This is a genomic window from Arenimonas sp., from assembly GCF_036275555.1.
GTDB lineage: Bacteria > Pseudomonadota > Gammaproteobacteria > Xanthomonadales > Xanthomonadaceae > Arenimonas.
In genome coordinates, this window is the sequence record NZ_DASUDO010000012.1 from 36141 (window position 1) to 60939 (window position 24799).

Sequence of the window (24799 nt, forward strand, 5' to 3'; positions counted from 1 at the left end):
TCCACGCGCGGAGCGCTGCGGGCGCGGGATTTGCCGTGAATGGATCGTGATAATATTCCCCGGTTTCCAAGGAGCGCACAAGCTTGAGCCTGGACCAGTGGGAGACCTTCCATCGCAGCGGCGCCATCGTCACGGGGCCGGCTGGCCCCGACGGCGGTTACGACCTTGAACTGCGCGCCGCCTGGGTGGAGTTCTTCTCCACGCTGGGCCCGACGGCCAGCGTGCTCGACATCGGCACCGGCAACGGCGCGGTCCCGCTGATCGCGCGGCAGGCGGCCCAGGCCCAGGGCTACGCCTGGGACATCCACGGCATCGACCTGGCGCGCATCGACCCGGTGCGCGACGTCGCCGATGGCGCGCGTCGCTTCGAGGGCATCGGCTTCCACCCCGGCGTCGCCGCGGAAAAACTGCCGTTCGAGGACGCGCGCTTCGACGCCGTCACCGGCCACTACGCGCTCGAATTCACCCGCACGCCGGAGGCGCTGGCCGAAATCTTCCGCGTGCTCAAGCCGGGCGGCGACGCCCAGTTCATCGTCCATCACGCCGATTCCGTCCTGATCCGCAGCGCGCGCCAGTCGCTGGCCGAATGCGACCTGGTGCTGAAGGAAACCAAGCTCTACCGCCGCCTGCACGCGCTGGTGACGATGGAGCAGGTCACGCCCGGCAGCACCGAGCACGCCACCAACGAGCTGCGCGCGGCCATCCAGGCCGTGAAGCAGGCCATTCCGCAGGCGCGCCACGCCGGCGGCGGCCGCGTGCTCGACGTCGCGCTGGACGCGGTGCAGAAGCTGCTCAACGCCCGCAAGCAGGCGCCGGCCGCCACCGTCGGCCTCGAGGTGGATCGCGCCGAGGCCGACCTGCGCGCCTCCGCCCGCCGCCTCAACGACCTGGTCGAACACGCCTGCCCCGAGGCCCGCATGGACGCGCTGCAGGCCGAGGCCGCCGCGGCGGGCTTCACCCTGATCGAACGCCTGCCGCAGTACCACGCCGGCAACAACCTCGTGGGCTGGCAGCTGCTGCTGCACCGCCCCTGACACCGCGGGAACCCCGATGACCGAGCCGTCCCAAGACCTCCTGGCCCAGGCGGCCGCGCTGCACCGCCAGGGCCGCCGCGCCGAAGCCATCGACCTGTTCCGGCAGGTGCTGGCCGCGCGCCCCGAGAACGCCGAGGGCTGGTACGAGCTCGGTTACCTGCTGCGCGCCGAGGGCCGGCACCAGGAAGCCTTCGATGCCTACGGCGAAGCGCTGGCGCGCGGCATCCGCCGCGCCGAGGAAGTGCACCTCAACCGCGCCGCCCTGCTGTCGGATTTCCTTCGCCGCGACGACGAAGCCGAGGCCGAACTGCGCGCCGCGCTGAAGCTGTCGCCGCGCTACCTGCCGGCCGCGCTCAATCTCGGCAACCTGCACGAGGAGCGCGGCGAGCGCGACCAGGCGCTGGCCTGCTACGACGAGATCCTCGCCAGCCCGCCGCCGGCCGACCGCGCCAGCGACGAGCTGCGCTACGAGGCACTGGCCCGCACCCTGAACCTGCGCACGCCCACCGGCGTGGATGACCCGCTGCTGGCGCGGGTGAACGAGGCCGCGGGCAAGGTGGTGGGCAACCTCACCGTGCGCGCCAACCTGCTGTTCGCACTCGGCCGCGCCTACGAGAAGCTCGGTGCGCACGACCTCGCCTTCGACGCCTACGCGCGCGGCAACCGCAGCCTGGTGCGCCAGAACGGCCGAAGCTACGACCGCGCGCAGCAGGCCGCGCTCACCGACGCGATGATCGCGGCGTTCCCGACGGCGGCCGCCAGGACCGCGCAGGCGCCGTCCGGCCCGGCGCCGCTGTTCGTGCTGGGCATGTTCCGCTCCGGCTCCACGCTGATCGAGCAGGTGCTGGCCGCGCACCCGCAGGTGACGCCGGGCGGCGAGCTCGAGTTCCTGCCGCGGCTCGCGGCGCAGCGGCTGGCGCCCTTCCCCGCCTCGGTGGCCGGGCTCGACGACGCGCGCTGCCGCGCCTTCGCCGCGGAATACCGCGCCGAGCTGGCGCGCAAGTTCCCGCAGGCCGCCGACGGCCGCTACCTCACCGACAAGCGCCCGGACAATTTCCAGCTGGTGGGTTTGATCAAGCGCCTGTTCCCGGACGCGAAGATCATCCACACCCTGCGCGACCCGATGGACACCGGGCTGTCGGTGTTCACCCAGCACCTGAACCTGCGCGTGGCCGGCTACTCGGCCGACCTCGGCGACATCGGCCACTACTACGGCCAGTACCGCCGCCTGATGGCGCACTGGAAATCGCTGTACGGCGACGACATCCTGGACTTCGACTACGACGCCTTCGTGCGCGAGCCGCGCCCGGCGCTGGAGAAGCTGCTGGCCTTCCTCGGCCTCGATTGGGACGACGCCTGCCTGCAGTTCCACACCCAGGCCAACACGGTGAAGACCGCCAGCTACTGGCAGGTGCGGCAGCCGCTCAACAGCAAGGCCTCGGGCCGCTGGAAGCCGTTCGGCGCGCACCTGGCGCCGCTGCGTGCCGCGCTGGAAGAAGCGGGCGTCAAGGCGGGCTGAGCCGCCGCGGTTGCGCGTGGCGCACTGATCCGCATTGCGTCGCGCGGGCGCGCGACGCAACACCACCGAATCACTCGCCGGCGTCGCCGGTGCTGATGCGGATGTCGCCGGAGAAACTCTCGAGGCGAAGGTCGGCCGAGCCGTCGCCCAGCTTGCCTTCCAGCGTGCTGCCGGGGCCGTATTCCTCGGTCACCACTTCGCCCACCGGGCTGCGGATGCTGCCGCTGAAGGACTCGGCCTGCACGCGGCCCGAGGCGTTCGCCGGCAGGCGCAGCGTGAGGTTGCCGCTCAGGGTCTCGGCCGTGACGCGGGCACCCGGCGCCAGCGCCAGCTGCAGGTCGGCATCGCCGGAGACGCTGCTCACGTCGAGCCGGTCCACGGCGCCGGCACGCAGGCCGAGGTCGCCGGACACCGATTCGAGTTCGACCCGGCCCACGATAGCGCCGCGCAGGCGCAGGTCGCCGCTCACGGTCTCGGCGCTGGTGCTGCGGCTGTTGATCTCGACGTCCACGTTGCCGCTGACCGACTCGAAGCTGGCCTCGCCGGCGCGGGCGCCGCGCACGGTGAGGTCGCCGCTGACCGATTCCAGCCCCAGGCGCGCGCCGCGGGTGCCGGCGACGTCGATGTCGGCGCTGACCGCGGACGCCTTCAGGGCCGCGGTGGCGGGAATGGTGAGCTCGAGCGCGGTGGCCTCGCCCTTGGCTTCGCCCCAGCTGAACCAGCCGCTGCGCTCCGGGTAGCGCACGTGGATGCTCAGCCGCTCGGCGCTGCCTTCGATCTCCAGCTTCTCGACGCCCTCGCCCAGGCTGCCGGTGATGCGCACCTCGGGCCGGTCCCAGGTGCGCACCGTGATGCTGCCCTTGAGGTTGTTGACGTTGACGTGGCCCGTGGCCGACAGCGGCCGGGTTTCGTTGATGGGCGTGGCCGCGAGCGCGCTCGCGCCGGCGAACAGGCCGGCGAGCGCGGTGGCGCGCAGCAGGGCGTGGGTGCTCATGGTGGTCTCCGTGATCAGGTTCATGCGGGGGTCGCGCCGGCGGCGCGCTGGGTCAGTTCGAGGCGGCGGGCGTAGGTGCGACGCAGCTGGCCGAGCAGGAAGGTGGCATCGGGATCGGCGTCGAGGGCGGCGCGGATCTCCACGGCGCTGCGGTCGAGCGTGGCCAGCGCGGGCGCGATCGGATCGGGCACCGGCGCGCCTTCGAACTGGCCGAGCGCGGCCAGGTATTCGCGGGTCATCGCCTCGGCCTCGCGCTGCACCAGCTCGGCCTGCGGATCGAGTGACGCGGCGGTCGGCGTGCGCAGCTGCCAGGCCAGGCCGATCGCCAGCGACACCGAGGCGGCCAGCGCCAGGCCGCCCAGCCAGGGCGCGATGCGGCGACGCGGCGCGGGCGCCGGCAGGCGGGCGGCGATGCCCGGCCACAGGTCGCGCGGCGGGTCGATTTCAGCGGGCAGCTGGCGCAGCTGCCAGCGCAGTTCATTCTCGCCCATGGGCTTCTCCCAGGCGCACGCGCAGCAGGCCGCGGGCGCGATGCAGTTGTGCTTTCGAACTACCGACCGCCATGCCGAGTTCGGCGGCGATCTCCTCGTGTTTCCAGCCTTCGATGTCGTGCAGCACCAGCACCGCGCGGGCGCGCGGCGGCAGCGTGGCCACGGCGCGCTCGAGGTCGAGCCCGAGCGCGGTGCGCTGGCCGGCGCTGTCGCCGGTGGCGTGGAATTCCAGCGCGGCATCGTCGTCTTCCAGCGCCTCGGCGCCGCGGCGCGAACGCAGCTCCATCAGCGCGGTGTTCACCGCGAGCCGGTGCAGCCAGGTTGAGAACGCGCTCTCGAAGCGGAACGCCGGCAAGGCCTGCCAGGCGCGCACGAAGGCTTCCTGCACCAGGTCCTCGGCCCGCGCCTCGTGGCCGCACAGGCGCCAGAGCACGGCGTACACGCGGCGCGAGTGCTTGCGGTAGAGCTGCTCGAAGGCGCGCACGTCGCCGCCGCCGGCGGCACGCACGAGGGCGTGGTCCTCCTCGCGCGGCGGGGCGGCAGGCAGGTCGGTGGCGGCGTCGAGGGTCACGGCGAGGCTCAGCATACCCACTCGGATGCGGCGGGCCGCCGGAGGGTTTAGAGGCCGGCCAGGGTCCGGTGGTGCTGGGCCGCCGACTTCACCGTCGCGGCGTGGATGTCGACGATGTCGTCCACGTCCGGGGCATAGCCGCCGGCCATGCACACCGCCAGCGGCAGGCCGTGGCGCCGGCAGGCGGCCAGCACCTGCCGGTCGCGCTCGGCCAGGCCGGCCTTGCTCAGCGCGAGGTGGCCCAGGCGGTCGCCGACGAAGGGGTCGGCCCCGGCCAGGTACACCACGGCATCGGCCCGGGCGCGGTCGATCGCCTGCGGCAGGTGTGCGGCCAGGGCGTCGAGGTAGGCGTCGTCGCCGGTGCCGTCGGGCAGGGCCACGTCGAGGTCGGAGGCGGGTTTCACCGCCGGGTAGTTGCGGGCCGAATGCATCGAGAAGGTGAACAGGGTCTCGTCGCCCGCCGCGATCATCGCGGTGCCGTCGCCCTGGTGCACGTCCAGGTCCACCACCAGCACGCGCGCAGCCAGCCCCTGCGCCTGCACGTAGCGGGCCGCCACCGCGGCATCGTTGAACACGCAGTAGCCGCCACCCCGCGCCGGACCGGCGTGATGGGTGCCGCCGGCAAGGTTGACGGCAATGCCCTCGCCCGCCAGCGCGTCGCGCAGCGCCATCATGGTACCGCCGGACGAACGCCGCGAGCGTTCGACCATCGCTTCGGACCACGGGAATCCGACCCGCCTCATCACCGCGGGATCCACCGTGCCGTCCGCCATCGCACGCACGTACCCGGGATCGTGGGCACGGCCCAGGTCCTCGTCCGTGGCCGGCGGCGGCTCGCGCAGGACCACGCCGAGTCCGGGCGCCAGGCCGACCACGCGCTCGTGCAGGCGCGCGTACTTGGCCATGGGGAACGAGTGGCCATCCGGCAGCGGCAGGACGAAATGATGGCAGTAGTACGCATTCATCGCCCGCAGGATAACGGACGGCACCCTGCGCCCGGTGAACCCCTGGCCTGCCCTGCAAAGAAGAAGGCCCGCGCGGGGCGGGCCTTCCCATGCGCCGCAGGCGGCCCCGCGTCAGGGGGACGCCACCGCCCGCGATACCACCGCATCGACCCGGTAGTTGGTCAGCAGGCTGGCGTAACCGTTGACCCGGATCCGATAGGTGCCGGGCAGCGTGACCTGGACATCGAGCACTTCGGGGTTGGCCAGGCTGGCCGCACTTGCGATCGCGCGGCCCTCCGGATCCAGCAGCTCCAGGTCGAGGTCGGCGACGCCGGACCAGCCGAGCTGCACGCGGACCGAGACGCCATCGGCCGGGACCTCCAGCGCGTACTCGTCCACCTCGAGGTTCTCGACCGAGGGACCGATGCTGCCCTCGAACCGGGACGACTGCTGGACCAGCGATACCGTCGGCTCCAGCAGCGCGCCGTCGACGAGCACGCCGTCGAGATACACCTGGCCCTGCACTGCGCGCAGCTCCACCTGGTGCACGCCCGTCTCCAACCCGGCGACGGCGAAGCGCGCATCGGATTCTGCCGTCGCCGAGAGGTAGCTGACGCGGCCGCGCAGGACGCCGTCGACGTACACGTCGGCCTGGCCGCCCGACGCGTTGCGCGGGAAGCGCAGCTGGAACGCGCTGCCCGAGAACGCGAAACGCGCGCGCGGGACCTCCCGCTTGCCCAGGCTGGCGCTGGTGAAGGCACCGTCCACGGCCGTGGCGTCCGACACGGCGCGCCAGCGGCCCTCGAGGCTGATGTTGTCGTTGTTCTCCGCGGCCGTGTTCCAGGCGCCCTGGCTGGACCAGGCGGTCGCGCCGGCGAGGAACGCCGTCCGCTCACCAACCTCCAGCGCCGCCGCCTCGACGGCGCGCGCGACGTTGATGTAGCCGCCGCCGACGTCCTGGTAGGCCTGGCCCGGCATCGGATTGGCCGTTTCCATCAGCAGGCGCTCGATCTGGTCGGGCGAGAGCTCGGGGTTCACTTCGAGCATGAGCGCGGCCGTGCCCGCGACGAACGGCGTGGCCATGCTGGTGCCGCTGATGCAGTGGTAATAGGCCGTGTAGGTCGGGTCGGTCGCGTCGAGCAGGGTGCCGGTGGCACCGATCGCGGTGCCGATGGCGCGGGTCGAGCAGATGCCCGAGCCCGGGGCCACCACGTCGATGTGCTTGTAGAAATCGCCCGCGAGGCCGCGGCTGGAGAAGTCGGACAGCGCCTTGTCCTTGGTACCCGATCCGACGTTCACCACCCAGGGAACGATCGCATAGGGGTTGAGCGTGTCTTCGGTGGGGCCGTCGTTGCCGGCGGCGAAGGTCACCACCATGCCGCGGCGGTAGGCCTCGTAGCTCGCGCGGTTGATGGGGTTGCTCGGGTCGTAGACGCTTTCCGAGGAGCCCCAGGAATTGGTGACGATGTCGATTCCATAGCGCTGCTGGTTGGCCAGCACCCAGTCGAAGCCCTGCAGCGCGAAGAAGATGTTCAGGCCTTCGCCGGCGCCGAGGCCGATCAGGCTCGCCTCCGGCGCGATGCCGTCGTAGTAGGCGGCACGGCGCGGATCGTTCGCCGAGGCGGCGCCGGTGCCGGCGACGGTACCGGCGACGTGGGTGCCGTGGCCGCTGCTGGTGTCGGTATTGGGCTGGTTCTCGATCGCGGCGGCCACGCCGGCCAGGCCGAGGTCGCCGACCAGCTTCACGTTCTGCACGGTGGTGCTGCCGTAGCTGAGGTCGGGATGGTTGGCATCGATGCCGGAGTCGATCACCGCGACGGTGACGCCGGCGCCCTTGGCGCCGTACTGGTCGTGCACGAAGTGGCCGCCGGTGATCTCTGCCGCCTCGTGGTTGCCGAAGGACAGCGGTTCGTTGAGATAGATGCTCTCGACGTCATCGCGCGCCGCCAGCGCTTCGATCTGCGTGCGCGTGAGGACCGCGCCCGCCATCGGAAGCTCGCTGAGCAGCTGGTATTTCAGGGTGTAGAGCGAAATCGAGCGGGCGGCCTCGGTGTCACGGAACGTCACGATGACCTCGTGCGTGCCGCCCTGCCCGAGGACGTCCTGCAGGGAGCTGCCGAGCCGGGCCTCGGCGGACGCCGCGTTGGCGCCGAGCGCCAGCGCCAGGGTGATGGACAGGGAAAGGGTCGTGCGCATGGCGGGCTCCAGGGTGGAAGAAGACCCCTCCACCCTGCGCCGGGTCCCTGCCCGCGCCCATCCGGAATTTCCCCCACGCCCGCCCCGGGCCTACCCCCAGGGCGGGACGGCCGCTCAGGCGAGCTGGGCGGCGATCTTGGCGCGTTCGGCCTTGAGGGCGTGCGGGGTACGGTCGCCGAACTCGTCGAGGTACTCACCGATGCTGGCCAGCTCGGCCTTGTAACCCTCGCGGTCGACGGCGAGCAGCTGCTCGAGTACCGCGGCGTCGAGGCCCAGGCCGTCGGTGTTGAGGTCGGACGGCTTGGGCACGTTGCCCACCGGCGTTTCCAGCGCACCGGCCTGGCCGGTGGCGCGCTTGAGCACCCACTCGAGCACGCGCAGGTTGTCGCCGAAGCCCGGCCACATGAACTTGCCGTCGGCATCCTTGCGGAACCAGTTGACCTGGAAGATCTTCGGCAGCTTCGCGCCCGGCTTGTCGAACGACAGCCAGTGCGCGAAGTAGTCGCCGAAGTTGTAGCCGGCGAACGGCTTCATCGCCATCGAGTCGCGGCGCACCACGCCGACCGCACCGGTGGCGGCGGCAGTGGTCTCGGACGCCATCGAGGCACCAACCAGCACGCCGTGGGTCCAGTCGCGGGCCTCGAGCACCAGCGGCACCAGCGAGGCGCGGCGGCCGCCGAAGATGATCGCGCTCAGCGGCACGCCCTGCGGATCCTCGGCCTTGTCGGTGTAGCTCGGGCACTGCTTCGCGCTGACGGTGAAGCGCGCGTTCGGGTGCGCGGCCGGGCTGACGGCCTTGTCGTACGGGCGGCCCTGCCAGTCCTGCGCCGGCGTGCCCGTGGTCATGCCTTCCCACCACGGCTGGCCATCGGCGGTGACGCCGACGTTGGTGAAGATGGCATCGTGGTTGAGCATGGCCATCGCGTTGGCGTTGGTCTTCTCGCTGGTGCCCGGCGCCACGCCGAAGTAGCCGGCCTCCGGGTTGATCGCGTACAGGCGGCCGTCGGCGCCCGGGTGCATCCAGCAGATGTCGTCGCCGACCGTCCAGACCTTCCAGCCGTCGCGGCGGTAGCCCTCCGGCGGGATCAGCATGGCCAGGTTGGTCTTGCCGCAGGCCGACGGGAACGCGGCGGCGACGTAGTGCGTCTCGCCCTTCGGGTTCTCGATGCCGACGATCAGCATGTGCTCGGCCAGCCAGCCCTCGGTGCGCGCCTGGTAGCTGGCGATGCGCAGCGCGTGGCACTTCTTGCCCAGCAGCGCGTTGCCGCCGTAGCCGGAGCCGAAGCTCTGGATGCTGAGCTCTTCCGGGAAATGCATGATGAAGCGGCGGTTCGGGTCGAGCTCGCCGATCGAGTGCAGGCCTTTGACGAACTTGCCCTCCCGCTCGATGCGCGCCTGCGCGGCGGCGCCCATGCGGGTCATGATGCGCATGTTCGCGACCACGTACGGGCTGTCGGTGATCTCGACGCCGCAGCGCGACAGCGGCGAGTCGATCGGGCCCATGCAGTACGGCACCACGTACATGGTGCGGCCGCGCATGCAGCCGGCGTAGAGCGCGTCCATCTGGGCGTGGGCCTCGGCGGGCTCCATCCAGTGGTTGTTCGGGCCGGCGTCGGCCGGATTCGTGGTGCACACGAAGGTGAGGTGCTCGACGCGGGCCACGTCCTGCGGGCTGGAGCGGTGCAGGTAGCAGTTAGGGTGGGTCTGCTCGTTGAGCTTGTGCAGGTCGCCGTTGGCGAGCATCAGCTCGACCAGCTTGGCGTTTTCGGCGTCGGAGCCGTCGCACCAGTGGACCTGGTCGGGCTGGGTGAGGCGGGCGACGTCGTCGACCCACTGTTTGAGGCTGGCGAGCTGGCTGGGCATGGCGTAAGGGCTCCTGGCGGGGCCGGTCAAGGGGAAAGCGGGGACGGCGCGGGGACCCAGCGCCGGACGTCGGGGGCCATTCTAACCGCTCGCTCCCGGCGGTGCGTCGCCGCCGCGCGAACGCGCGCCCTCACTCGGGGATCAGGGTGGTCATCACGTGGCCCACGTAGGCCTCGAACTCGTCGTGGTGCAGGCGCGGCTGGCCGAGCTGCAGCGAGAGCTGGAGGAAACCGACGTAGGCGGCGTAGGTCAGGCGGGCGCGGTTCTGGGCATCCAGGCGCGGCAGGCCGGCCTGGCGGAAGCTGGCGGTGAGGTAATCCATGCGCCGCTGCGACACCCGGTGCAGCACCGGCTGGACCACCGGGTGGTCGAGCGCCTTGAGCAGCTCGCTATAGATGATGTGCGGCTTGAGCTCGTGCGCCACCAGCTGGAACAGCGACTGCAGGCGCGCGCGCGGGTCGGAGATGGCCTCGAGCTGGCCGAACACGGTTTCCTGCTCCATCACTTCCCAGCGCTCCAGCGCCGCCACCAGCAGCGCTTCGCGCGACGGGAAATGCCAGTAGAAGCTGCCCTTGGTGACGCCCAGCCGTCGCGCCAGCGGCTCGACCGCCACGGCGGCGAGGCCTTGCTCGGCGATCACGTCGAGGGCGGCGAGGGCCCAGTCCTCGGCGCTCAGGCGCGAGGGGCGTTCGGTTTTGGGGGCGGAGGCGACCATACGGCGGAGTCTACTGGCTGCAGGGGAGCCGGGTAAGCCTTCACGGGCTCTCCGGACGGGCCCATGATGCACCATACGCTTTGGTATTGACAGGCCCATTGCGGCCAACCCATACTCGCCCGTATGGACTCAACCGCCCAAGCTGCTGCCGTGCCCGCCCCCGTCGCGCTGACGCTGCAAGCGCGCGACGGGCTGGCGCTGGCCGCCGAGCACCTGCCGGGCGCCGGCCCGGGGCTGCTGCTGGCGCACGGCTTCGGCCAGACCCGGCAAGCCTGGCGCAGCACCCAGCAGCGGCTGGCCGAGGCCGGGCGCGCGAGCCTGGCCTGGGACGTGCGCGGCCACGGGCAGTCGGCGCGCAATCCGGTGGCCTCGCGCTACGCCGGCGAGCAGTTCGTGGACGACGTGGCCGTCGCGGCCCGCGCGCTGGGCCCCGCACCGATCCTGGTGGGCGCCTCGATGGGCGGCCTGACCGGGCTGATGGCGCAGGCCCGCGACCGGGCGTTCTCGGCGCTGGTGCTGGTGGACATCACGCCGCGCTGGGAAGCCGCTGGCGTCGAGCGCATCCTTGGCTTCATGACCGCGCACCCCGACGGCTTCGAGTCCTACGAGCACGCGGCCGAGCAGATCGCGGCCTACCTGCCCCACCGCCGCGAGAAAAAATCTCCCGCGCAGCTCGCGCACCTCCTGGTCCGGCGCGCCGATGGCCGCCTCGGCTGGCACTGGGACCCGCGCCTGCTCAGCGAGTTCATCCCCGACACCGACGGCCTGCAGGGCACCATCGAGGACGCCTGCCGCGCCCTGGACGTGCCGGTGCTGCTGGTCAGCGGCGGCCGCAGCGACCTGGTCACCGACCATACGGTCGAACACTTCCTCGAACTGGCGCCGCACGCGCGCCACGTCCGACTGCCACAAGCCACCCATATGGTGGCCGGTGACGACAACAGCGCCTTTACCGATACCCTGCTTTCATTCCTGCACGACCTGCCGGCCCCCACGGCCGCCCACGGAGATCCACGATGAGCATCCTCGCCCCCTTCCTCGCGCTGGCCCTGGCGATCCTGCTGGTGGCCTACCACCGGCTCAGCCTCGCGGTGTTCACCGCGGTGGCCGCCACCCTGCTGGTGGCCGTCGGCCTCGCCGGCGCCAACCTCACGGCCACCTACGTCGCGGCCGCGCTGCTGGCCGTGGTCACGCTGCCGCTGCTGATCACCCCGCTGCGCCAGGCGGTGATCACCCGGACCCTGCTGGGCATCTACAAGAAGATGCTGCCCAAGCTCTCCGACACCGAGAAGACCGCGCTCGACGCCGGCACCGTCGGCTTCGAGGGCGAGCTGTTCTCGGGCATGCCGAAGTGGAACGAGCTGCTGGCCCAGCCCAAGCCGGAACTCACCGCCGAGGAGCAGGCCTTCCTGGACGGCCCGGTCGAGCAAGCGTGCAAGATGACGAACGACTGGGAGATCACCCACGTCCGCAACGACCTGCCGCCCGAGCTCTGGGAGTTCCTGAAGAAGAACAAGTTCTTCGGCATGATCATCCCGAAGGAATACGGCGGCCTGGGCTTCTCGGCGCTCGCCCACCACAAGGTGATCCAGAAGCTGGCCTCGATCTCGGCCACGCTCAGCTCCACCGTCGGCGTGCCCAACTCGCTGGGCCCGGCCGAGCTGCTGCTGCACTACGGCACCGACGAGCAGAAGAAGCACTACCTGCCGCGCCTGGCCGACGGCCGCGAGGTGCCCTGCTTCGCGCTGACCGGCCCGACCGCCGGCTCCGACGCCACCTCGCTGCCCGATTTCGGCATCGTTTGCGAAGGCGAGTGGAACGGCGCCCGCGTGCTCGGCGTCAAGCTCACCTTCGACAAGCGCTACATCACGCTGGCGCCGGTGGCGACCGTGATCGGCCTGGCCTTCCGCCTGCATGACCCCAACAAGCTCCTCGGTGGCGAAAGCGACCGCGGCATCACCCTGGCGCTGATCCCGCGCGATACCCCGGGCCTGAACATCGGCCGCCGCCACTTCCCGCTCAACTGCGCCTTCCAGAACGGTCCGCTCAACGGCAAGGAAGTGTTCCTGCCGCTGAGCCAGCTGATCGGCGGCGAGCAGTACATCGGCCAGGGCTGGCGCATGCTGGTCGAGTGCCTGTCGGTGGGCCGCGCGATCACGCTGCCCTCGACCTCCAGCGGCGCGTCCAAGCTGGCGGCCGTGGTCACCGGCGCGTACGCGCGCATCCGCAAGCAGTTCGGCCTCTCCATCGGCCGCTTCGAGGGCGTGGAAGAGGCGCTGGCCCGCATCGCCGGCAACGCCTATGCCTGCGCGGCGCTGTCGCAGGCCACCGCCGCTGCCGTCGACCGCGGCGAGAAGCCGGCCGTTCCGTCGGCCATCGCCAAGTACCACGCCACCGAAATGGCGCGCATGGTCGCGGCCGACGCCATGGACATCCACGGCGGCAAGGGCGTCATCCTCGGCCCGATGAACTACATGGGCCGCGGCTGGCAGGCAGCGCCGATCTCGATCACGGTCGAGGGCGCCAACATCATGACCCGCACCCTGATGATCTTCGGCCAGGGCGCGATCCGCTGCCATCCGTGGGTGCTCAAGGAAATGCAGGCGGCCCAGAACCCGGACGCCGCCGCCGGCCTGCGCGAGTTCGACCGCAACCTGTTCGGCCACATCGGCTTCGCCATTTCCAACGCCGTGCGCAGCTGGGTGCTGGGCCTGGTGGGCGCGCGCATCGGCAAGGTGCCGGGCGACGCCTACACCCGCCGCTACTACCGCAAGCTCAACCGCTACTCGGCCAACCTGGCGCTGGTGGCCGACGTGTCGATGCTGACGCTGGGCGGCAAGCTCAAGTTCAAGGAAAAGATCTCCGGCCGCTTCGCCGACGTGCTCAGCCAGCTCTACATCGCCAGCGCGATGCTCAAGCGCTACGAGGACGAGGGTCGCCCGGCGGCCGAGCAGCCGCTGCTGGCCTACGCTTTCCACGATTCGGCGCACAAGATCGAGCTCGCGCTGTCCGGCGCGCTGCGCAACTTCCCGATCCGCCCGGTGGGCTGGCTGATGTGGATGCTGGTGTTCCCGTGGGGCCGCCGCGCCCAGCTGCCGTCGGACCGCCTGGGCCGCCGCGCCGCCGCGCTGCTGATGTCGCCGTCGGACGCGCGCGACCGCATGGCCTCGGGCATTTTCCTGACGCCCTGCGAGAACAACCCGGCCGGCCGCATCAACAGTTTCCTGCCCAAGGTGATCCTGGCCGAGCCGGTGGAGCGCAAGTTCCTCAAGGCGCTCAAGAACAGCGACATCGAGGCGCTCGACTTCCCGTCGCAGCTGGCCGAGGGCGTCGCCGAGGGCTGGATCACCGCCGAGGAAAAGACCCAGCTCGAGGAGCTGCGCGCCCTGACCTGGGAAACCATCACGGTCGACGACTTCGACCCGGCGGATTTGGTGTCGGCGTCGCTGCATCGCGGTGAGCGGACGCAGCAGCATCGCGCAGCGTGAGAGCGAGGAAATAGGAAATAGGAAATAGGAAATAGGAAATAGGAAATAGTAAAGAGGAAATAGGAACTAGTAAGAGCATTCCCGGGCTCGCGGGCGCGCTTTTCACTAGTTCCTAGTTCCTAGTTCCCAGTCACTACCTCCTACCTCCCACCTCCTACCTCCTACCTCCTACCTCCTACCTCCTACCTCCTACCTCCTACCTCCTACCTCCTACCTCCTACCTCCTACCTCCTACCTCCTATCTCCTATCTCCTACCCCCCATGCCCGACAGCCCGCTCCTCCGGCTCTACCGCAAGTTCACCCGCTACCCCGCCGGGCACTGGCTGTTCAGCCGCGCGGTCTGTTTCAAGGCGCCCTACTTCGGCAGCATCAAGCCGACGATCCGGGTGCTGGAGGCGGGCCGCTGCGAAGCCACGATCCCGCACCGCCGCGCGGTGCAGAACCACATCGGCACCGTGCACGCGATCGCGCTGTGCAACCTGGCCGAACTCTGCGCCGGCGTGATGACCGACGCCTCGCTGCCCAAGGACATGCGCTGGATCCCGAAGGGCATGACGGTGTCGTACCTGAAGAAGGCCAACGGCACGATGCGCGCCATCGCCACGCCGATGATCCCGATTGTCAGCGCCGCCGAGGGTTACGACCTGCCGGTGAACGTGGATGTGCTGGATCCGGCCGGCGAGAAGGTCTTTCATGCGGAAATCCGCATGTGGCTGAGCGCCAAGAAGTAGGAAATAGTGAATAGGAGATAGGAGATAGTGGGAGGCGGGAGCCTGCGAGACTCCGCTTTTCACTATCTCCTATCTCCTCTTCACTATTTCCTTGTTCCCAGAAACTCAGAAGTAGTGCACCGCGATGGCCGCCAATATAGCCGGCACGGCCTGCACGTAGAGGATCGAGCGCTTCACGGTGGCCGCGCCGAACAAGCCCGCCACCACCACGCAGCCCAGGAAGAACAGGCAGATGCCCTTGTCGTCCAGCCACAGGCCCCAGGCCAGGCCGGCGGCGAGGAAGCCGTTGTAGAGGCCCTGGTTCATCGCCAGCTTGGCGGAGTCGCGGGCCACCTGCGGATCGAGCCGGAACACCTTGCGGCCCAGCGGTTTCGTCCAGAAAAACATCTCGAGCACCAGGAAACCCACGTGCAGCAGGGCGACGAAGGCCGTCAGCACGATTGCGGTCAGGGACATGGCTTCTCTCCGGTCAGTCGGCAAGCGCCGCGGCGTGGTGCCGCAGGTGGTCCTCGATGAAGCTGGCGATGAAGTAGTAGCCGTGGTCGTAACCAGCGTGGCGGCGCAGCGTCAGTGCCTGCCCCGCCTCGGCGCAGGCGGCCTCGAAACGCTCGGGCTGCAGCTGCAGCGCCAGGAACTTGTCGTCCAGGCCCTGGTCGATGAGGATCGGACCGCCGAACGGCCGCCGCTTCACCAGCTCGCAGGCGTCGTGCTCGGCCCAGGCGCGGTGGTGCTCGCCGAGGTAGCGGGAGAAAGCCTTCTCGCCCCAGGGCACCCGGCTCGGCGCCACGATCGGCGCGAACGCCGACAGGCTGCGGTACTTGTCCGGATGCCGCAGCGCCAGCACCAGCGCGCCATGGCCACCCATCGAATGGCCGAAGATGCCCGCCCGGCCCGGATCGGCCGGGAAATGCTCGGCCACCGCGGCCGAAAGCTCGTGCACCACGTGCGTTTCCATCCGGAAGCGCGAGGACCACGGCGCCTGCGTGGCATCGAGGTAGAACCCCGCCGCCTCGCCGAACTCCCAGTCGCCGGTGGCGCCGTCGATGCCGGTGTCGCGCGGGCTGGTGTCGGGCATCACCAGCATCAGGCCCAGCTCGGCGGCGACGCGCTGGGCGCCGGCCTTCATGGTCGCAGTCTCTTCGCTGCAAGTCAGGCCGGCCAGGAAGTACAGCACGGGCACCCGCCCTTCGCGCGCCTGCGGCGGCTGGAACACGGCGAAGCGCATCGACCCGCCGCAGGCCGGCGAAGCCATGCGGTAGAAGCCCTGCACGCCGCCGAAGCAGCCGTGCTCGCTGGCGACCTCGACCGACATCAGTACACGACCACGCTGCGGATCGACTCGCCGCGGTGCATCAGGTCGAAGGCGTCGTTGATCTTCTCCAGCGGCATCGTGTGCGTGATCAGCGAGTCGATGTCGATCTTGCCGTCCATGTACCAGTCGACGATCTTGGGCACGTCGGTGCGGCCGCGGGCGCCGCCGAAGGCGCTGCCGCGCCAGTTGCGGCCGGTGACCAGCTGGAACGGCCGCGTGCTGATCTCGGCGCCGGCCGGGGCCACGCCGATGATCACGCTGGTGCCCCAGCCCTTGTGCGCGCACTCCAGCGCCTGGCGCATCACCTGGGTGTTGCCGATGCACTCGAAGGTGTAGTCGGCGCCGCCCTTGGTCAGCGAGACCAGGTAAGGCACCAGGTCGGCGCCCACGTCCTTCGGGTTGACGAAGTGGGTCATGCCGAACTTGCGGGCCATCGCCTCGCGGTTCGGGTTGAGGTCGACGCCCACGATCATGTCGGCGCCGGCCAGGCGCGCGCCCTGGATCACGTTGAGGCCGATGCCGCCGAGGCCGAACACCACGACCTTCGAGCCCACCTCGACCTTCGCGGTGAAGATCACCGCACCAATGCCGGTGGTGACGCCGCAGCCGATGTAGCAGACCTTGTCGAAGGGCGCGTCCTCGCGGATCTTGGCCAGCGCGATCTCGGGCACCACGGTGTACTGCGCGAACGTGGAGGTGCCCATGTAATGCAGCACCGGCTTCCCGTCGAGGCTGAAGCGGCTGCTGCCGTCGGGCATCAGGCCCTGGCCCTGGGTCGAGCGGATCGCCTGGCACAGGTTGGTCTTCGGGTTGAGGCAGTACTCGCAGGTGCGGCACTCGGGCGTGTAAAGCGGGATGACGTGGTCGCCCTTCTTGAGCGTGGTCACGCCCGGGCCCACGTCCACCACGATGCCGGCGCCCTCATGGCCAAGGATCGCCGGGAACAGGCCCTCGGGATCCGCGCCGGACAGCGTGAACTCGTCGGTGTGGCAGACGCCGGTGGCCTTGAGCTCGACCAGCACCTCGCCGAAGCGCGGGCCCTCGAGGTCGACGGTTTCGATGGTGAGCGGTGCGCCCGCCTTGTGCGCGACGGCAGCCTTGACCTTCATGCGGAATCTCCCCGGGAACGATAGCGCCCAGCGTACCGCAGCGCGCCGCGGCGAGTGTCGCCGGGGCGCGAAGGCCGGCGCGCGACCCGGGAGCCGAAAGGCGGTCGAAAGGCCTGACTCAGTGCCGGTCGGACGGGAGCCTGGCCTGCTCGCGCACCACGCGCCAGGCGCTGGCGGTGAAGGCACCCGCGACCAGGATGCCGCCCGCGAACACCCCTGAGGACCCGAACGCCGCCATCAGCTTGTGTAGCCAGGCGAAGGCCAGGTCGCCGCCGCGGTAAACCACGGTGTCGATCGCGGCCTTGGCCTTGTAGCGTGCCTCGCGGTCGACGCGGGTGTAGATGGTTTCGCGCGCGGGCTTGGACAGCGAGAACTCGGAAGCGCGGGTCAGCACCTGCACCACCGCCACCAGCATCGGCAGCGGCGACGCGAACAGCACGCAGAAGCCGGCCATGATCGCCAGCGCCGGCACCAGCAGCAACGGCGCCACGCCGTAGCGGGTCAGCAGCGTGCGGGTCAGGAATACCTGCACCACCAGCACCACCCAGTTGATCCACTTGTCGATCGTCGAGAAGAAGGCCGTGGCCTGCTCCGCAGCCGCAGGGTTGCCGGCTGTCATCTCGCGCACGATCGCGTTCTGCTCGTTGTAAAGCAGCGTACCCACGCCGACGCCGAAGAACATCAGGAAAGCCAGTGCCCGCAGCAGCGGATCGGCGGCGATACGGCGAAGACCCTCCAGGACGCGGCCGCCCATCGCTTCGTCTTCGGCGAGGTTGCCGCGGTTGCGCTCGCGCTGGCGCGCCCAGGGCCCCAGCCTGAGGATGCAGACCAGGCAAAGGCCCAGGAACCCCGCCGACACCAGCAGCATGTTGCCCACGCCCAACTGGCTGACCAGTCGCGAGGTGATCTCCGGCCCCAGTAGGCCGCCGACCGTGCCGCCCGCGGCGATGAAGCCGTACAGCCGGCGTGCCTCCGGGTCGGTGTAGATGTCGGCCATGAAGCTCCAGAACACCGACACGGCGAACAGGTTGAACACCGCCACCCAGATGAAGTACGCCCCGCCCCGCCCCGGCATGTCCATGTCGAAGGCGACGTAGAAGCCGAACAGGCAGGCGATGAACACCAGGTACACGACAGGGAGGAACACCCGCCGCGGGAACCGGCTCACCAGCGCCCCGTACACCGGCTGCAGGAGCAGCATGGACAGGAAAGTGCCGGTGAACAGCGCCTGGATCTGGAACTCGCCCAGGTCCACGCCGCGCAGCGCGAACCACTCCACCATCGCCGGCGGGAACACCATGGCTGGGTCGTTCGAGGCCGCCACCGCGTCGCGCACAGGTCGCATGACGTAGTAGCCAGTGAGCAGGAAGAAGAAGTACAGGAAGGACCAGATCAACGGCGGGAACTCCCGCAGCGCGCCGCGCAGGTGGTCGAAGCGGCCGGCGGTGTGCTGTTCTGGTTGCATGCGCTTCCCGGGGGGTCGGCGCACGATAGCCAACCCGCCCGGTGGCCGCCAGTCCGTTAACCGCGTGTGAGCCCCGTCACACCCCGCAAACGCCGCTGCCGCGCCCCGAGTGTTTGCTCTAGAACGGGGGCCTAGCCTCGGACCGTGACCGAATGAAGAAGACATTGTGTACGACTACATCATCGTAGGCGCCGGCTCCGCCGGCTGCGTCCTGGCCAACCGCCTCAGCGAAGACCCGGCCTGCCGCGTGCTGCTGCTCGAAGCCGGACCGTCCGACTGGCACCCCTTCATCCACATGCCCGCGGGCCTGGCCAAGCTGGTCGGCAAGAAGGGCGTGAACTGGGACTACAACACCGCCCCCGAGCCCGCGCTCGATGGCCGCTCGCTGTGGTGGCCGCGCGGCAAGGTGCTCGGCGGCTCCAGCTCGATCAACGCGATGTGCTACATCCGCGGCCACGCCGGCGACTACGACGAGTGGGCCGCGATGGGCGCCGAAGGCTGGCACTGGTCCAACGTGCTGCCCTACTTCAAGCGCAGCGAAGGCAACCAGCGCGGCGGCAGCGAGTTCCACGGCGGCGACGGCCCGCTCGGCGTGTCCGACCCGCGGCACAAGAACCCGCTGTCGGAAGTCTTCATCGAGGCGGCGCGACAGGCCGGCCACGCCGGCAGCGATGATTTCAACGGCGCCCGCCAGGACGGCTTCGGCTGGTACCAGACCACCACCCGCGACGGCGCCCGCAGCTCCAGCGCCCGCGCCTACCTGGCGCCGGTGCGCCAGCGCCCGAACCTCACGGTCGTGACCCGCGCCACCGCCAGCCGCATCACCTTCGACGGCGACCGCGCCAGCGGCGTCGAGTACGCGGTCGGCGGCAAGGCCGGCTTCAGCGAGACCGCGAGCCGCGAGGTGATCCTGTGCGGCGGCGCGCTCAACTCGCCGCAGCTGCTGATGCTCTCGGGCATCGGCCCGGCGGAGCACCTGCGCGAGCACGGCATCGCGGTGCGCCGCGACCTGCCGGGCGTCGGCGCCAACCTCCAGGACCACCTCGACGTTTGCACCATGACCCGCTGCACCCAGGGCCTGAGCTACGACAAGCTCAGCGACGTCTCGGTGGCGCTGCAGTACTACCTGTTCAAGTCCGGTCCGGGCACCAGCAACATCGCCGAGGCCGGCGGCTTCCTGCGCAGCCGGCTGGCGGAAGACGAGCGTCCGGACATCCAGTTCCACTTCGTGCCGGCCCAGCTCGACGACCACGGCCGCAACCGCCTGCCCGGCAACGGCTACACCCTGCACGCCTGCGGCCTGCACCCGCGCAGCCGCGGCCGCCTCCGCCTGGCCAGCGCCAACGCCGCCGACAAGGTGAAGATCGAAGCCGGCTACCTCAGCGATCCCGAGGGCTACGACCTGAAGGTGATGCTCGAGGCGCTGCGGCTGTCGCGCGAGATCCTGGCGCAGCCGGCGTTCGCGCCCTACCGCGGCGAGGAGCTCTTCCCGGGCGACCAGCTGCAGGACGAGGCCGACCTCGTCGCCTTCATCCGCCGCAAGGCCGAGTCCATCTACCACCCGGTCGGCACCTGCCGGATGGGCGCGGAGGACGATGCCGACGCGGTGGTCGACCCGCAGCTGCGCGTGCGCGGCGTCCGCGGCCTGCGCGTGGTGGATGCCTCGGTGATGCCCAAGCTGGTCGGCGGCAACACCAACGCGCCGACCATGATGATCGCCGAGCGCGCCGCCGACCTGATCCGCGGCCTGGCGGCCTGATCAGACTTCCAGCATCGGCGGCAGCGGGCAGCGCAGGGTCGCGCAGACCGCCCGCAGCAGTTCGGCCTCGGCCACGCAGATGCGGCCGTCGTGGCTGACGGCCGCGACCAGGCCTTCGAGCAGCAGCTCCTTGCCCATCGGCTCGACGGCGTCGAGCTTGGGCAGCGCTTCGTCCAGCGCGCGCAGCGGGTCGGCGGGCGGGCGGTAGGGCGCATTCAGGCGCGGGAACACGCGCGCCAGGCCGGCGAGGTAGGCACGCAGCGCCGCCGCCGGGTCGTCGTGGCCGGCCTGCGCCAGCACCGCCATCACTTCGACCGCGGCCGCGCTGGCGTCGGCCAGCCGCTGCGTCGCCGGTCGCGAGCTGCCGGCCGGATCCAGTACGTGCTTGACGTGGCTGCCCAGCAGGCGGCCCAGGCTGTACTCGAACAGGCTGACCTGGCCATCGGCGTGGGTGAGCACGTAGCAGGCGTCCATGAACTGCTCGAGCTCGGCGCGCGGGCGGCGCCGCAGCGACGGCATCGCCATCGCCGCCAGCGGCAGGCACAGGATGCGCGGCAGGTCGGCCAGGCGGTCGGCGTAGTCCAGGGCCTGCCGCACCACGCGCTCGTCGAGGCGGCTGCTGAGTTCGAACTGCTGGCGCTCGCGCACCTTTCCCGCGGGCGCCATCAGCAGGCCGAACAGCAGCGCCGGCACCTCGTCGCGCTCGTGCGCGGCCCGGCGCAGGGTTTCCGGGAGGGCGTTGACCAGCGCGCCGGCCCGCTCGTAGTCGTTGGCTTTCGGCGCGCCCACCTGCGCCACCACCGCCGGGGGCGTCACCTGCAGCTCGGCGCGATCGCCCGGCAGCGGCGGCGACGTCCTCGCGTCCAAACCCAGCGCGATGTCCTCGTCCAGCCCCGAGGGCGGATGCATCTGCCAGCGGGCGGACTGCTCGACCAGCGCCTCCGGCCGGAACGAGGGCTCCAGCGCCTGGATGCGCTCGATGAGCGGCGGATGGGTGGCGAACAGCGACCGGTAGCCGACGCCATCGCCGAACAGCATGTGCGCCACTTCCTCGGTGTCGCCGCTGGCCAGCTTCGAGCCGCCGTGCAGCCCGCCGATCTTCTTCAGCGCGCCGGCCAGGCCCTTGGTCTGGCGCGTGAACTGCACCGCGGAGGCATCGGCCAGGAACTCGCGCTGCCGGCTGACGCCCGCCTTGATCAGGCGGCCGAAGAACAGGCCGGCGTAGCCGACCAGCATCACGGCCAGCGCCAGCAGGATGATCGGCACGCCGTCGCGCGACCCGCCGCGGGCGTGCATCAGCACCTTCCGGCCGATGACGGTGAGCGCCAGGATGCCGAACAGCATGCCCATCAGCCGGATGTTCAGGCGCATGTCGCCGTTGAGCACGTGGCTGAACTCGTGCGCGATGACGCCCTGGAGCTCATCCCGGTTGAGCTTGTCGAGCGCGCCGCGGGTGACCGCCACGGCAGCGTCGCCGGGCGCGTAGCCGGCGGCGAAGGCGTTGATGCCGGCCTCCTGCTCGAGCACGTAGAGCTGGGGCACCGGCACGCCCGAGGCGATCGCGATCTCCTCGACCACGTTGCGCAGGCGCCGGTAGTGCAGGTCCGTGGTGTCTTCCGGAACCGGCGTGCCGCCCATCTGCAGCGCCACCGCGGCGCCGCCGCCGGCCAGGCTGGAGATGCGGTGCATCGACGCCACCGCGATGATGCCCACGGTGACGATGCTGACCACGAGCATCCCGCCCAGCACGTGGCGCGGCGAGCCCTCGTCGGGCAGGCCGCCGACGGCGATGAAGTACACCAGGTTCACCGCGGCCACGATGGCCAGCACCGCCAGGCCGAACAGGATGACGAGTCGGCCCGACTGGCGCCGGGCCTGCTCCTGGCGCTCGAAGAAGTTCATCCGTCAGCTCAGAACGAAACTTTCGGCGCCTCGCGCTTGGCCGGCTCGGTGATCTCGAGCAGGGCGGCGGCGGCGAAGTTGAACAGGCCGGCGATGAGGTTCGAGGGGAACACCTCGCGCTTGTTGTTGTAGGCCATCACCGAGTCGTTGTAGGCCTGGCGCGCGAAGGCGACCCGGTTCTCGGTGGAGGTCAGCTCTTCCGTGAGCTGCATCATGTTCTGGTTGGCCTTGAGGTCGGGGTAGGCCTCGGCCACCACCATCAGCCGCGACAGCGCGCCGGCCAGGCCGGTCTCGGCGCCGCCGAGCGAGGCCATCGCATTCGGGTCGCCCGGGTTGGCCTTGGCGGCGGCCAGGCCGCTGACGGCGGCGGCGCGGGCCTGGATCACGGCCTCCAGCGTCTCGCGCTCGTGCTTGAGGTAGCCCTTGGCGACTTCCACCAGGTTCGGGATCAGGTCGTAGCGCCGGGTCAGCTGCACGTCGATCTGGGCGAAGGCGTTCTTGAACGCATTGCGGGCGGTGACCAGCCCGTTGTAAATCCCGACGCCCCAGGCGGCGGCGACACCGACGACCAACACCAGCACGAGCAAAGTGATCATCATGGACTCTCCCCTGTTCAGTCCCCCGGCGCGGAACGCGCGCTAGAATGGGGCTGTTCCCCAAGCATACGTCGGACATGCCACGCAAGAAAGCCAACGCGCCGTCCCGCCTGCCCGCCGCTCTCGCGGCCCTCTGGCTCGCGGTCGCGGGCACGGCCGCCGCCGCCGATGCAGCCAAGGCGCCCGACTTCACCGCGCAGGCACGCGAGCTCGAGGTCCTGGCCGAAGGCGTCGTCACCCAGTCGCGCATCCCGGGCATGGCCATGGCCATCGTCCAGGACGGCAAGGTGGTGTCGATGCGCGGCTACGGCGTGGTCGACAGCCGCAACCCGCAGCCGGTCGGCACCGACACCGTGTTCCGCGTCGCCTCCCTGTCCAAGGCCTTCGCCGGCACGCTGAGCGCGATGCTGGTCAGCGAGGGCGCGATGAGCTGGGACGCCCCCATCGCCAACCAGCTGCCCGCCTTCACCCTGCGCGACCTGCAGGGCGCGCAGCGGCTGACGGTGCGCGAGGTGCTCAGCCACCGCGTCGGCCTCGGCTACAACGCCTTCGACCGCGACCTCGAGGCCGACCAGCCCTACCCGCTCCTGGCCGAAAAACTTTCCGACGCGCCCCTCACCTGCGCGCCGGGCGACTGCTACGCCTACCAGAACATCGCCTTCAGCCTGGTCGGCGACCTCGTGTTCGCGGTCACCGGCGACTTCTACCACCACCAGGTCGAGAAGCGGCTGTTCCACCCGTTGGGCATGTACGGCGCCACCTTCGGACGCGACGGCCTGGAGGCCAGCCCGAGCTGGGCGCGCCCGCACGTGCGCAGCGGCGGCAAGTGGCTGCCGGTGCGCCCGAAGGAAACCTACTACCGCATCCCGCCCGCGGCCGGGGTCAACGCCAGCATCCGCGACATGTCGCAGTGGCTGGTGGCGCAGATGGGCCACCGCCCGGACGTGCTGCCGCCGGAACTGCTCAACGAGATCCAGACGCCGCAGGTCGAGACGCCGGGCGAGATCCGCGGCAACAGCTGGCGCCGGGAGCGGCTGCGCAGCGCGTACTACGGCCTGGGCTGGCGCATCTACGACTACGCCGGCCACACGCTGGTCTACCACGCGGGCGCGGTGCAGGGTTACCGGGCCATGGCGGCGTTCCTGCCGGACAAGGACATCGGCGTGGTCATCCTCTGGAACTCCGAATCCTCGATGCCGGCCGCGCTGCTGCCGACCGCGCTCGACCGGGCCCTGGGCCTGCCCGCGCGCGACTGGCTCGCGCCGGAACCGGTGAGGCCGCGCCGCCGGCGCTGAGGCTGGGCCCGGCGCCGGCGCCAGAACAAAACAAAACGCCGGCCCAGGGCCGGCGTTCTCTTTGGAGCTTCTGGAAAGTCTCCCTCCCCGCCTGGGCAATACGGGGAGAGAGCCCAGATACCGCGCTTGCGATCCGTCTTAGAGCGACGGAGCCACCGGGGCGGCAGGCATCGCCATCGCCGGCTTCTTGGCAGCGGGCTTGCGCGCCGCCTTCTTCTTCGCAGCAGGCTTCTTGGCAGCCTTCTTGGCGGCCGGCTTCTTGGCAGCCTTCTTGGCGGTCTTCTTGACCGACTTCTTGGCAGCCTTCTTGGCGGCCGGCTTGCGGGTAGCCTTCTTCGCGGCCTTCTTGGCCGGCTTCTTGGCGACCTTCTTCGCGGCCTTCTTGGCCGGCTTCTTGGCAACCTTCTTGGCCGCCTTCTTCACGGTCTTCTTGACGGCCTTGACCGCCTTCTTGACCGTCTTCTTCACGGACTTCTTCGCGGCCTTCTTGGCCGGTTTCTTCGCAGCTTTCTTCGTAGCCATGGTGTCAACTCCTCGTCAGTTGGCGTTTGGACTGCCCAGTCACAAAAGCATCGCCGCGGGAGGATTCCCGCGACGCAGCACCGCCACCGCGCCAAGGGCGCCGTGGACGGATCGGGTCCGGCGCGGGGCGGCGCCGGAAATGAAAACGCCCGGGCCATGACCGGCCCGGGCGTTGGAATGGCGGTTCTTGCGGACGGTCGATTTCGATTTCGCGGAGGGATGGTTGCCCTGATCCACCGACGACGGAGTCCGGGTGGAGTTCGGTGTTGTGGCCCGCGTTGTCGATTCGATC

21 protein-coding genes are annotated in these 24799 nt (G+C 70.3%); 7 read left to right on the forward strand and 14 right to left on the reverse strand.

The features are described 5' to 3' along the window. Positions 1 to 83: 83 nt before the first annotated feature. Positions 84 to 1034: a class I SAM-dependent methyltransferase gene (locus VFV21_RS03965; protein WP_329668187.1), complete on the forward strand. Its 951-nt coding sequence runs from the start codon at positions 84 to 86 to the stop codon at positions 1032 to 1034. Between the two features lie 16 nt (positions 1035 to 1050). Beyond that, positions 1051 to 2553, forward strand: coding sequence for a tetratricopeptide repeat-containing sulfotransferase family protein (locus VFV21_RS03970; RefSeq protein ID WP_329668188.1), 1503 nt, complete (start codon positions 1051 to 1053; stop codon positions 2551 to 2553). 70 nt (positions 2554 to 2623) lie between these two features. On the opposite strand, the gene VFV21_RS03975 is transcribed toward VFV21_RS03970, so the two are convergent. From VFV21_RS03975 to VFV21_RS04005, 7 genes are all read right to left on the reverse strand, one after another. Beyond that, complete coding sequence (locus VFV21_RS03975) at positions 2624 to 3571, reverse strand: DUF4097 family beta strand repeat-containing protein (protein ID WP_329668189.1); 948 nt, start codon at positions 3569 to 3571, stop codon at positions 2624 to 2626. Continuing rightward, entirely contained in the window at positions 3568 to 4038 is a 471-nt protein-coding gene (locus VFV21_RS03980; RefSeq protein ID WP_329668190.1) for a hypothetical protein, read from the reverse strand. Before VFV21_RS03980 ends, VFV21_RS03975 begins: the two co-directional genes overlap by 4 nt. Continuing rightward, the gene (locus VFV21_RS03985; RefSeq protein WP_329668191.1) at positions 4025 to 4624 is read right to left on the reverse strand and encodes an RNA polymerase sigma factor; all 600 of its coding nucleotides are present in this window, start codon (positions 4622 to 4624) and stop codon (positions 4025 to 4027) included. The genes VFV21_RS03980 and VFV21_RS03985 overlap by 14 nt, the downstream gene beginning before the upstream one ends. A gap of 32 nt (positions 4625 to 4656) precedes the next feature. After that, positions 4657 to 5574, reverse strand: coding sequence for a histone deacetylase (locus VFV21_RS03990; RefSeq protein WP_329668192.1), 918 nt, complete (start codon positions 5572 to 5574; stop codon positions 4657 to 4659). Positions 5575 to 5685: 111 nt separating this feature from the next. Continuing rightward, positions 5686 to 7749, reverse strand: a complete 2064-nt coding sequence (locus tag VFV21_RS03995) for a S8 family serine peptidase (protein WP_329668193.1) — start codon at positions 7747 to 7749, stop codon at positions 5686 to 5688. Between the two features lie 114 nt (positions 7750 to 7863). Next, positions 7864 to 9612, reverse strand: coding sequence for a phosphoenolpyruvate carboxykinase (GTP) (locus tag VFV21_RS04000; protein WP_329668194.1), 1749 nt, complete (start codon positions 9610 to 9612; stop codon positions 7864 to 7866). Positions 9613 to 9742: 130 nt separating this feature from the next. After that, a complete protein-coding gene (locus VFV21_RS04005) occupies positions 9743 to 10327 on the reverse strand; it encodes a TetR/AcrR family transcriptional regulator (protein WP_329668195.1) in 585 nt (194 codons plus the stop codon). A 123-nt stretch (positions 10328 to 10450) separates the two neighbouring features. Between VFV21_RS04005 and VFV21_RS04010 the strand changes: the two genes are divergently transcribed. The 3 genes from VFV21_RS04010 to VFV21_RS04020 all read left to right on the forward strand — a co-directional run bounded on the left by VFV21_RS04010 (position 10451) and on the right by VFV21_RS04020 (position 14547). After that, the gene (locus VFV21_RS04010) at positions 10451 to 11347 is read left to right on the forward strand and encodes an alpha/beta fold hydrolase (protein WP_414638477.1); all 897 of its coding nucleotides are present in this window, start codon (positions 10451 to 10453) and stop codon (positions 11345 to 11347) included. Next, complete coding sequence (locus VFV21_RS04015) at positions 11344 to 13815, forward strand: acyl-CoA dehydrogenase (RefSeq protein ID WP_329668197.1); 2472 nt, start codon at positions 11344 to 11346, stop codon at positions 13813 to 13815. The genes VFV21_RS04010 and VFV21_RS04015 overlap by 4 nt, the downstream gene beginning before the upstream one ends. A 261-nt stretch (positions 13816 to 14076) precedes the next feature. Next, positions 14077 to 14547, forward strand: coding sequence for a hotdog fold domain-containing protein (locus VFV21_RS04020; RefSeq protein WP_329668198.1), 471 nt, complete (start codon positions 14077 to 14079; stop codon positions 14545 to 14547). Between the two features lie 105 nt (positions 14548 to 14652). Here the strand turns inward: VFV21_RS04020 and VFV21_RS04025 are convergent, their stop codons facing one another. From VFV21_RS04025 to VFV21_RS04040, 4 genes are all read right to left on the reverse strand, one after another. Next, a complete protein-coding gene (locus VFV21_RS04025) occupies positions 14653 to 15003 on the reverse strand; it encodes a DUF1304 domain-containing protein (protein WP_345786026.1) in 351 nt (116 codons plus the stop codon). Between the two features lie 13 nt (positions 15004 to 15016). Then, positions 15017 to 15859, reverse strand: coding sequence for an S-formylglutathione hydrolase (gene fghA / locus VFV21_RS04030; protein WP_329668199.1), 843 nt, complete (start codon positions 15857 to 15859; stop codon positions 15017 to 15019). After that, positions 15859 to 16968 carry an S-(hydroxymethyl)glutathione dehydrogenase/class III alcohol dehydrogenase gene (locus VFV21_RS04035; protein ID WP_329668200.1) on the reverse strand — a complete coding sequence of 370 codons (1110 nt, stop codon included), beginning with the start codon at positions 16966 to 16968 and terminating at the stop codon, positions 15859 to 15861. The genes fghA and VFV21_RS04035 overlap by 1 nt, the downstream gene beginning before the upstream one ends. A 118-nt stretch (positions 16969 to 17086) precedes the next feature. After that, positions 17087 to 18433, reverse strand: coding sequence for an NTP/NDP exchange transporter (locus VFV21_RS04040; protein ID WP_329668201.1), 1347 nt, complete (start codon positions 18431 to 18433; stop codon positions 17087 to 17089). 166 nt (positions 18434 to 18599) lie between these two features. Between VFV21_RS04040 and VFV21_RS04045 the strand changes: the two genes are divergently transcribed. Further along, on the forward strand, positions 18600 to 20192 hold the full coding sequence (locus tag VFV21_RS04045) for a choline dehydrogenase (RefSeq protein WP_329668202.1): 1593 nt from the start codon (positions 18600 to 18602) through the stop codon (positions 20190 to 20192). Here the strand turns inward: VFV21_RS04045 and VFV21_RS04050 are convergent, their stop codons facing one another. Beyond that, positions 20193 to 22094 carry a M48 family metallopeptidase gene (locus tag VFV21_RS04050; RefSeq protein ID WP_329668203.1) on the reverse strand — a complete coding sequence of 634 codons (1902 nt, stop codon included), beginning with the start codon at positions 22092 to 22094 and terminating at the stop codon, positions 20193 to 20195. Positions 22095 to 22102: 8 nt separating this feature from the next. Continuing rightward, positions 22103 to 22690, reverse strand: coding sequence for a LemA family protein (locus VFV21_RS04055; RefSeq protein ID WP_329668204.1), 588 nt, complete (start codon positions 22688 to 22690; stop codon positions 22103 to 22105). Positions 22691 to 22767: 77 nt separating this feature from the next. On the opposite strand from VFV21_RS04055, the gene VFV21_RS04060 reads away from it, so the two are divergent. Next, on the forward strand, positions 22768 to 23985 hold the full coding sequence (locus VFV21_RS04060; protein WP_329668205.1) for a serine hydrolase domain-containing protein: 1218 nt from the start codon (positions 22768 to 22770) through the stop codon (positions 23983 to 23985). Positions 23986 to 24123: 138 nt separating this feature from the next. On the opposite strand, the gene VFV21_RS04065 is transcribed toward VFV21_RS04060, so the two are convergent. Further along, positions 24124 to 24507 (reverse strand): hypothetical protein, encoded by a 384-nt coding sequence (locus VFV21_RS04065; RefSeq protein ID WP_329668206.1) that lies wholly within the window; start codon positions 24505 to 24507, stop codon positions 24124 to 24126. Between the last annotated feature and the right edge of the window lie 292 nt (positions 24508 to 24799).

Coding starts and splice junctions, on each gene's coding strand:
- VFV21_RS04065 (WP_329668206.1), bottom strand. CDS start 24,507: ATGGCTACGAAGAAAGCTGCGAAGAAACCGGCCAAGAAGGCCGCGAAG.
- VFV21_RS04050 (WP_329668203.1), bottom strand. CDS start 22,094: ATGAACTTCTTCGAGCGCCAGGAGCAGGCCCGGCGCCAGTCGGGCCGA.
- VFV21_RS04035 (WP_329668200.1), bottom strand. CDS start 16,968: ATGAAGGTCAAGGCTGCCGTCGCGCACAAGGCGGGCGCACCGCTCACC.
- VFV21_RS04060 (WP_329668205.1), top strand. CDS start 22,768: ATGCCACGCAAGAAAGCCAACGCGCCGTCCCGCCTGCCCGCCGCTCTC.
- VFV21_RS04010 (WP_414638477.1), top strand. CDS start 10,451: ATGGACTCAACCGCCCAAGCTGCTGCCGTGCCCGCCCCCGTCGCGCTG.
- VFV21_RS03975 (WP_329668189.1), bottom strand. CDS start 3,571: ATGAACCTGATCACGGAGACCACCATGAGCACCCACGCCCTGCTGCGC.
- VFV21_RS03985 (WP_329668191.1), bottom strand. CDS start 4,624: ATGCTGAGCCTCGCCGTGACCCTCGACGCCGCCACCGACCTGCCTGCC.
- VFV21_RS03995 (WP_329668193.1), bottom strand. CDS start 7,749: ATGCGCACGACCCTTTCCCTGTCCATCACCCTGGCGCTGGCGCTCGGC.
- VFV21_RS04020 (WP_329668198.1), top strand. CDS start 14,077: ATGCCCGACAGCCCGCTCCTCCGGCTCTACCGCAAGTTCACCCGCTAC.
- VFV21_RS04005 (WP_329668195.1), bottom strand. CDS start 10,327: ATGGTCGCCTCCGCCCCCAAAACCGAACGCCCCTCGCGCCTGAGCGCC.
- VFV21_RS04000 (WP_329668194.1), bottom strand. CDS start 9,612: ATGCCCAGCCAGCTCGCCAGCCTCAAACAGTGGGTCGACGACGTCGCC.
- VFV21_RS04025 (WP_345786026.1), bottom strand. CDS start 15,003: ATGTCCCTGACCGCAATCGTGCTGACGGCCTTCGTCGCCCTGCTGCAC.
- VFV21_RS04015 (WP_329668197.1), top strand. CDS start 11,344: ATGAGCATCCTCGCCCCCTTCCTCGCGCTGGCCCTGGCGATCCTGCTG.
- VFV21_RS03980 (WP_329668190.1), bottom strand. CDS start 4,038: ATGGGCGAGAATGAACTGCGCTGGCAGCTGCGCCAGCTGCCCGCTGAA.
- VFV21_RS04055 (WP_329668204.1), bottom strand. CDS start 22,690: ATGATCACTTTGCTCGTGCTGGTGTTGGTCGTCGGTGTCGCCGCCGCC.
- fghA (WP_329668199.1), bottom strand. CDS start 15,859: ATGTCGGTCGAGGTCGCCAGCGAGCACGGCTGCTTCGGCGGCGTGCAG.
- VFV21_RS03990 (WP_329668192.1), bottom strand. CDS start 5,574: ATGAATGCGTACTACTGCCATCATTTCGTCCTGCCGCTGCCGGATGGC.
- VFV21_RS03970 (WP_329668188.1), top strand. CDS start 1,051: ATGACCGAGCCGTCCCAAGACCTCCTGGCCCAGGCGGCCGCGCTGCAC.
- VFV21_RS04040 (WP_329668201.1), bottom strand. CDS start 18,433: ATGCAACCAGAACAGCACACCGCCGGCCGCTTCGACCACCTGCGCGGC.